General features: G+C 62.4%; 7 protein-coding genes. 5 read left to right on the forward strand and 2 right to left on the reverse strand.

The annotated features are described in order from the left end of the window. Positions 1 to 1,062 (forward strand): replicative DNA helicase (gene dnaB, locus ACOVQ0_RS13230; protein ID WP_421885184.1); only part of this gene is annotated, 1,062 nt, incomplete at its 5' end. 89 nt (positions 1,063 to 1,151) lie between these two features. After that, the gene (rpoZ, locus tag ACOVQ0_RS13235) at positions 1,152 to 1,496 is read left to right on the forward strand and encodes a DNA-directed RNA polymerase subunit omega (protein ID WP_168851114.1); all 345 of its coding nucleotides are present in this window, start codon (positions 1,152 to 1,154) and stop codon (positions 1,494 to 1,496) included. Positions 1,497 to 1,552: 56 nt separating this feature from the next. Here rpoZ and ACOVQ0_RS13240 read toward each other — a convergent pair whose 3' ends face one another. Further along, on the reverse strand, positions 1,553 to 1,936 hold the full coding sequence (locus ACOVQ0_RS13240; RefSeq protein ID WP_421885187.1) for a nuclear transport factor 2 family protein: 384 nt from the start codon (positions 1,934 to 1,936) through the stop codon (positions 1,553 to 1,555). Between the two features lie 79 nt (positions 1,937 to 2,015). Next, on the reverse strand, positions 2,016 to 2,711 hold the full coding sequence (locus ACOVQ0_RS13245; RefSeq protein WP_421885189.1) for a dienelactone hydrolase family protein: 696 nt from the start codon (positions 2,709 to 2,711) through the stop codon (positions 2,016 to 2,018). A 112-nt stretch (positions 2,712 to 2,823) separates the two neighbouring features. Here ACOVQ0_RS13245 and ACOVQ0_RS13250 point away from each other — a divergent pair, with 112 nt between their 5' ends. The 3 genes from ACOVQ0_RS13250 to ACOVQ0_RS13260 all read left to right on the forward strand — a co-directional run. Next, a complete protein-coding gene (locus ACOVQ0_RS13250) occupies positions 2,824 to 3,084 on the forward strand; it encodes a DUF6489 family protein (protein ID WP_168851117.1) in 261 nt (86 codons plus the stop codon). Positions 3,085 to 3,115: 31 nt separating this feature from the next. Then, positions 3,116 to 4,414 carry a tRNA uridine-5-carboxymethylaminomethyl(34) synthesis GTPase MnmE gene (gene mnmE / locus ACOVQ0_RS13255; RefSeq protein WP_421885191.1) on the forward strand — a complete coding sequence of 433 codons (1,299 nt, stop codon included), beginning with the start codon at positions 3,116 to 3,118 and terminating at the stop codon, positions 4,412 to 4,414. A 391-nt stretch (positions 4,415 to 4,805) separates the two neighbouring features. Continuing rightward, positions 4,806 to 5,650 (forward strand): FAD-dependent oxidoreductase (locus ACOVQ0_RS13260; protein WP_421885193.1); only part of this gene is annotated, 845 nt, incomplete at its 3' end.

Below are 5,650 nucleotides of genomic sequence, written 5' to 3' on the forward strand. Positions count from 1 at the left end.
GAAAAGGCCGAAGCCGCGCTCTATGCCGTGGCCGAAGGCGCGCAGACCGGCAGCGAGGCGCAAAGCTTCGCCCAGGCCACCCGCGCCTCGCTGGAAATGATCGAAAAGGCGCTGCTTTCGGGCGGCCACATCTCGGGCAAGACCACGGGCCTCACCTCGGTCAACGAAAAGATCGGTGGCCTGCACGATTCCGACCTTATCATCCTCGCCGGACGTCCCGGCATGGGCAAGACCTCGCTCGTCACCAACATCGCTTTCAACGCCGCCGATCGCCTCCGCCGCGATATGGGCGATGGCATCGCGCTCAAGGATTCGGTCGGGGCAGGGGTTGCCTTCTTCAGCCTGGAAATGAGCGCGGACCAGCTTGCCACCCGCATCCTTGCCGAACAGTCGGGCATCAGTTCCGAAGCCCTGCGCATGGGCCGCATCAGCCGCGAGGATTTCCAGCAACTGTCCTTCGCCAGCCAGCGCCTCGCCGAACTCCCGCTCTATATCGACGACACCCCGGCACTCACCATCGGATCCTTGCGCGCCCGCGCCCGCCGGTTGAAGCGCCGCCACGACATCGGCCTGATCATCGTCGACTACCTGCAGCTCCTCCAGGGCTCCGGCCGCAGCGACAACCGCGTCAACGAAATCTCCGAAATCTCCCGCGGTCTCAAAACCTTGGCCAAGGAACTCGCCGTCCCGGTGATCGCCCTGTCACAGCTCTCCCGCGCGGTCGAACAGCGCGATGACAAGCGCCCGATGCTGTCGGACCTGCGCGAATCCGGCTCGATCGAACAGGACGCCGACATGGTGTGGTTCGTCTTCCGCGAAGACTACTACGTCGCCGCCAAGGAACCCAAAGTCCCGCAAGGCAACGACGATCCCAAGGTGCAGGAAGCCCACGCCGCCTGGCAGGCCGAAATGGAGCGGGTCTATGGCCTTGCCGAACTCATCGTCGCCAAACAGCGACACGGCTCCACCGGCAAAGTGCGAATGCGCTTCGAAGCCCGCATCACCCGCTTCTCCGACCTTGCCCCGGATGATCTGCGCGCCGCCTACAGCAATGACGAATAAGCGGCGCGTCCATACCAATCCTTGACTTTTCCACACCCTCGGCCTAGCTGCGGCTCTTTCCAGATCCTTTTGCTTATCGGAGTGCCCGGATGGCGCGCGTTACCGTCGAAGATTGCGTCGACAAGGTTCCCAACCGTTTCGATCTCGTCCTGATCGCGGCAGAGCGTGCCCGCGCAATTTCGGGCGGCGCCGAACTCACCGTCGACCGCGATCGTGACAAGAACCCCGTCGTCGCCCTGCGCGAAATCGCAGAAGAAACCGTGCGCCCCGCCGTGCTCAAGGAAAACGTGATCCAGTCGCTCCAGCGCGTCCTGCCGGATGACGATGATGAAGTCGATGAAATCGGCTCGCTCTCGCAATCGGCCGAAGCGCTGCGCATCACCGCCGCAGCACCGGTGCGCAACACCTCGCTGGGTGCCGATTACGACGGTTGATTCACCACAGAATCAATATGTTATGAAAAGGCCCGCAGCGCAAACTGCGGGCTTTTTCATGTGTTCTCCAGTTGCACCGCCATCAGTTCCCAAACCTTGTTGATGGCTTTCAGCGGTCGCACCATCACTTTGAAGTCCACGATCCGGCCTTCCAGATCGAAGCGGATCAGGTCGATGCCGTTGACCTTCAGCCCATCCATTTCGCATTCGAACTCCAGGCACGCTTCCGGCCCGTCCACCAGTTCACGCACATAGCGGAACGTGCCGTTGCCAAAAACCTGACCCGCAGCGGTCAGATACATCAGCACCTTTTCGCGGCCCGCTTGCGGTGTATGCACCACGGGCGAATGAAATACCGCATCATCAGCCACCAGTTCATCAAGCAGCGCCGCATCGCCGCTCACCATGTACCGGTGCCACGCTGCCAGACCGAGTTTCATCGTCATTCTCCCGTTGCCTGTTATCGTTGTTAGGGCAGGGGAGCTGCACCGGCCTTGATCCGGCGCAACTCCCGCCAGATCAAAGATGCTGCGCAAAAAAGTCCCGGGTCCGCCGGTCGGCCAGCGCCGCGCCGTCTTCATCGCGGCGGCTGCCCATCTCGGCGGCAAAGCCGTGATCCAATCCCTCGTAATCGAACAGCGTTACTTTGGGGTGGGGATCGAGCGCCTCGTGAATCGCGGCCTGCGCCTCCGGCCCCACGAAATGGTCGGCAGTGGGAATGTGCAGCATCAGCGGATTGGCAATGGCGTGCGATTCGCCCAGCATCTGGTCGATCATCACCCCGTAATATCCCACCGAAGCGTCGATATCGGTCCGCGTTGCCGCCATATAAGCCATCCGCCCGCCAAGGCAGAACCCGACCAGTCCCACTTTGTCGATGCCTTCGTATCCGCGCAAAAACCGTATCGCGGCTTCAATGTCCTTCACGCCCTTGTCCGGGTCGTATTGCCCGAAATATCCCAGCGCTTCCTGAAACTCATCGGGCACATCAGGATCAAGCTGCACACCGGGCGCAAACCGCCAGAAAATGTCGGGTGCCAGCGCTATATAGCCCTGATCGGCCCAGGCCTCGCACTTGTGGCGGATGCCCGGATTCACACCGAAAATCTCCGGCACTACGATGATCGCCGCGCGGATCGGTCCATCGGGCGTCGCCAGATAACCCGGAATATCGCCTTCGCCGTCCAGTGCGGCAAACGAAACTTTCTCGCCCATCGTCATTCATCCTGCGATTCAAAGGGTTTGGTCGAAGCCATGTTGGCCCCGCCGGTGGACTTTGCCAAGCACACATGACAGTCTTGGCCATTACGCGAGGGAAGAGGCATTCATGAAAGTCACCGTCGAAGTCGATTGCTCCCCCGAAGAGGCCCGCCGCTTCCTTGGCCTGCCCGATGTGTCCAAGGCCAACGACGTCTACGTCGATACCGTGGCCAAGGCGATGCAGGGCGCCAGCAATATCGACCAGCTGCAATCCTTCGCCAAACAGATCGCCCCGATGGGCGAAATCGGCCTGAAGCTGTTCCAGAACTTCATGGAGCAAGGCGCGATGGGGGCGATGGGAAGCAATTCGAAAAAGCCCAAGGACTGACGTTTCGGTCGAACATGTGTAGGAGAGGGGCGTGACCGACACGATCTTCGCCCTCTCTTCCGGCCAGCCCCCCGCTGGCATCGCCGTCATCCGTATTAGCGGCCCGCAGGCAGGTGACGCGCTGCAATCGCTGGCTGGAAAACTTCCAGTGCCGCGCCGCGCCGCGCTAGTCACGCTCAGCGCACCGGCAGATGGCACGCACCTTGATCGCACGATGGTGCTATGGCTTCCCGGTCCCGGCACCGCGACAGGGGAGGACAGCGCCGAACTGCACCTTCACGGTGGCCGCGCCGTTGTTGCAGCCGTCGAGTCAGCGCTTGCCACGCTGCCCGGCCTGCGTCGCGCGCAACCCGGAGAATTCACCCGCCGCGCTTTTGCAAACGGTCGCATCGACCTTGCCGAAGCCGAAGGGCTGGCCGATCTGCTCTCTGCCGAAACCGAACTGCAACGTCGCGCCGCACTGGCGATGGCCGAAGGCGCGCTTTCACGTGAAGTCGAAAGCTGGCGCACCGCGCTCCTCCAATTGTCCGCCCGCCTCGAAGCCGCGCTCGATTTCTCCGACGAGGATGATGTCGGGGAAGGGGAGACCACACTTCCCGCAGGTTTCACCGCCGATTGCACCGCTCTCGTGCAAAGTCTCGAAACCTGGCTCACCCGCCCCCGTGCCGAACCACTGAAGGAAGGCTTCCGCGTCGTTCTCGCAGGCCCACCCAATGCCGGAAAGTCCACGCTGTTCAACGCCTTGGTCGAACGGGAAGCCGCAATCACCGCAGCCGAACCCGGCACCACGCGCGATGTGCTGACGCACGCCTGCGCGCTTGATGGCGTGCCATTCCTGTTCGTCGATACGGCGGGCCTGCGCGATGAGGGTGCAGGGGAGGTCGAACGCATCGGCATCGCCCGTGCCAGAGCCGCCGCAGAAAAAGCCGACCTTATCCTCTGGCTCGGTCCAGAAGGTGAGGGACCGGGAAGTCGCGCCCTTTGGGAAGTCTCTGCCCGTGCCGACGATCCGGCCTCACCCCGCAAATCGGCAACTGCACTTCACCTCTCGGCCCGCACGGGCGAAGGCATGTCCGTCCTGCGCAACGCTCTCGTTGCCCACGCCTGCCAATCGTTGCCGGCTCCCGGAGAAGCCGCGCTCAACCAACGCCAGCACGCTCTCCTGAGCGAAGTGACGCAAAGCCTGCACCACGCCACCATCGAACCTGACCCGCTCCTCGCCGCCGAAAACCTCCGCCTCGCTCGCCGCGCGCTCGACGCCCTGATCGGTCGCACCAGCACCGAAGACATGCTCGACACCCTGTTCGGCAGGTTCTGCATCGGGAAGTAGGTGTTCCACGTGGAACACAAATCGGTTCTCTAAACTTTCGTCATTCCCGCGCACGACAAGAGGAACTCGATTCCTGCCTGCGCGGGAATGACGAAAAAGCCCCCTCCTCTTCAGAGGAGGGGGTTGGGGGTGGTGGCTCTCCAACCAAAACAAACGTTCCACGTGAAACACACTAACCGCGAAATCTTTTGACGATCACATAGATCGTAAACACATATCGTCATTGCGAGGAGGCGAAGCCGACGAAGCAATCCAGAGCGGGACCAAGTCGCTCTGGATTGCTTCTCCTCGCTACGCGAGGCTCGCAATGACGATTGCCAAAAGTGGGCTTTCGCGAAGGATGCAATCCCAAACCTTTGACGCGAATCCCCAACTCGCGTATCGCGCAGCCATGCACCAATTCGACATCATCGTGGTCGGCGGCGGACACGCCGGCGTCGAGGCTGCCGCCGTTTCTGCCCGCATGGGCGCGCGCACGGCGCTCGTCTCGTTCGACCCTGCAACCATCGGCGCGATGAGCTGCAACCCTGCGATTGGCGGCCTTGGCAAAGGCCATCTCGTGCGCGAAGTCGACGCCTTCGATGGCTTGATTGCACGCGCCGCCGATGCGGGCGCGATCCACTACCGGATGCTCAACCGGTCAAAAGGCAGCGCGGTGCAGGGGCCGCGTGTGCAGGCAGATCGCAAACGCTTCAAGGCGGCGATTCAGCAGATGATCGGTGCGCAGCCAAACCTCACTGTGATCGGTGGAGAAGCCGCCGCGCTTCACATGGAACAGGGCACCGTCGCCGGGATCGATCTTGCCGACGGCACCCGGTTGCGGGGCAGGGCGGTTGTCCTCTGCACCGGCACCTTCCTTGGCGGGCGTTTGTTCCGTGGTGAAGAGCGGATGGACGGCGGACGCATCGGTGAGGACTCCGCTCACAAACTCGCACAGCAATTGCGCGAAGCCGCACTGCCGATGGCTCGTCTCAAAACGGGCACACCGCCGCGCATCGATGGCCGCACTATCGATTGGGCGCGCCTGCCCGAACAGCCGAGCGATGCAGACCCTTGGGTCATGTCACCACTCACGCCTTCGCGTCCACTGCCGCAAGTCTTCTGCGCCATCGCTCGCACCAACGAACGCACGCACGAAATCATCAGGGGCGGGCTTGATCGCTCTCCTCTGTTCACCGGGGCGATCGGTGCGCAAGGTCCGCGTTACTGCCCATCGATCGAAGACAAGATCCATCG

It is taken from the genome of Novosphingobium sp., from assembly GCF_049240505.1.
Classification (GTDB): domain Bacteria; phylum Pseudomonadota; class Alphaproteobacteria; order Sphingomonadales; family Sphingomonadaceae; genus Novosphingobium.

Coding starts and splice junctions, on each gene's coding strand:
- rpoZ (WP_168851114.1), top strand. CDS start 1,152: ATGGCGCGCGTTACCGTCGAAGATTGCGTCGACAAGGTTCCCAACCGT.
- ACOVQ0_RS13240 (WP_421885187.1), bottom strand. CDS start 1,936: ATGAAACTCGGTCTGGCAGCGTGGCACCGGTACATGGTGAGCGGCGAT.
- ACOVQ0_RS13245 (WP_421885189.1), bottom strand. CDS start 2,711: ATGGGCGAGAAAGTTTCGTTTGCCGCACTGGACGGCGAAGGCGATATT.
- ACOVQ0_RS13250 (WP_168851117.1), top strand. CDS start 2,824: ATGAAAGTCACCGTCGAAGTCGATTGCTCCCCCGAAGAGGCCCGCCGC.